At 44.1% G+C, this 1,661-nt stretch carries 2 protein-coding genes; one reads left to right on the top strand and one right to left on the bottom strand.

Going from position 1 to position 1,661, the window contains the following annotated elements:
* Positions 1 to 66 precede the first annotated feature (66 nt).
* Positions 67 to 687 carry a pyocin knob domain-containing S74 family peptidase gene (locus IM290_RS21365; protein ID WP_193042692.1) on the top strand — a complete coding sequence of 207 codons (621 nt, stop codon included), beginning with the start codon at positions 67 to 69 and terminating at the stop codon, positions 685 to 687.
* Between the two features lie 155 nt (positions 688 to 842).
* On the opposite strand, the gene IM290_RS21720 is transcribed toward IM290_RS21365, so the two are convergent.
* The gene (locus IM290_RS21720) at positions 843 to 1,133 is read right to left on the bottom strand and encodes a hypothetical protein (RefSeq protein WP_368766661.1); all 291 of its coding nucleotides are present in this window, start codon (positions 1,131 to 1,133) and stop codon (positions 843 to 845) included.
* Positions 1,134 to 1,661 lie beyond the last annotated feature (528 nt).

Below are 1,661 nucleotides of genomic sequence, written 5' to 3'. Positions count from 1 at the left end.
AATCTATAAAACCTCGGTTTAGGAAGTAGCGCTACGAAAGACGTCGGAACGGCATCCGGGGACGTCATGCAAGTGGGAGCATTTGGATTACCTACTGGTGATGCCAGGGTATTTAAAACAGACTCGGCAGTTGCTCCTGATGGGACAAACTTCAACAGCCTTACAGAGCCAGGAACTTATCGTTTACTTTTGGATATGTCGAAATCAACTTCAGGACCTATCTCAAGTTGGTATGGGTATGTTCAAAATTATGTTCGTATTGCCAACGTAGCACTAACGCAGTTTTGTTTGCCATATCCAAGCCAAACTGATGCTGGACGATTTTTTTTCAGGGGTTACAACACCAATGCCTGGAGCCCATGGAAGGAGATCATGACTTCAGCGGTGTCTGATAGAACTATGAAAAACATCGGCGATGACCTCGATCTGGAAGCGGCGTTGTCAAATATCTGCCGGATGGAATTCAAGCACTTCACTTTTAAAGATGATGAAACCCAGACCCCACGGCGCGGGGTGATATCCCAGCAGATTGAAACGATTGATCCCGAATACGTTAAAGAAATAGGCGGCATACTGCATCTTGATCAGACGCCAATGTTGCTCGATGCGCTGGCTGCAATCAAGGCCCTGACAATCCGTGTCAGGGTATTGGAAGAACAGTCTGGCATTGAGGTTTCAGTTCAGTAAGCTATATCTGTATTAGTTCAAACTTGATCTGGTACTGTTGCTGCACAGGGCTTAACCTGAGCTGACAGTCCGCTCTGTGCCAAAAGCGGACCTTTACGTATAGGAATATCGCGAATTAGTCGCAAATGAAATGTCATTCCCGGAGACATTATTTATTAAGATTTGTCAGGGTATGATTCATACAAACAGCGAATGCCTTCGATAATTTTATCTCGCTCGCCAAGAGACCATTTGTAAAAATCAAAAAATTCTTGGCAGTAGATACCAGAAAACGCCAGATATACCAGGACGGCAGCGTCTGGTTTTGGTCCTCTTTTTATCTCATCCAAATCTTTGTTTGTGCAGGAACGCATGGTGTCCCTGATATTCGTATCGTTAGCTAACGATACGCTGACCGCCAGCACTACTGCTCTCTCGGTATGACTGAGAGCATTACTGGCTGAAATAATTCGCCCATAGAGTGCGGGATGCGGGGTATTATTACTTTCCGCTATCGCTTGCTGAACACGTTCCTCCTATACTGACATAAGGCGACTGATGAGATCGCTGAGCAAATCTTGCTTTGACTAATGATCGTACATTACCGTTGCCTTACTGACGCCAGCCTCTTTTGCAACGGCATCGATTGAAAGTCCAACTGCACCTTCCCAAAGAACAACCCTTTCGCGTTTCATTGTTTCACCGGGTGAGGTCGTGCCAGCGCCGTCGCATCCAACATCATGCGGGCAGCAGCAGATCCCATGGATGCGATAAAAAACCATCATAACCTATTGATTATTACTTTTATTTTTAAATTTTAATCCAGTGCTAGATTTCTGCTTATCCCTAGGAACTAAATCATGGAGGTCGAGATTGCCTCCAAATCCTGTTGAGTAAGTGTGCATTTTGTACATGAGGGTTTAGTCAACAATGTCTTTATTTTAGATTATTCCTATGGTAAAAAAGAGAAAATTGATAGTTTAGATATTTAAGGT

Origin of the sequence: Enterobacter cloacae complex sp. S1, assembly GCF_014930525.1 — a bacterium.
GTDB classification, from domain to species: domain Bacteria; phylum Pseudomonadota; class Gammaproteobacteria; order Enterobacterales; family Enterobacteriaceae; genus Enterobacter; species Enterobacter hormaechei_C.
This window is presented reverse-complemented; position numbering and strand designations above follow the sequence as displayed.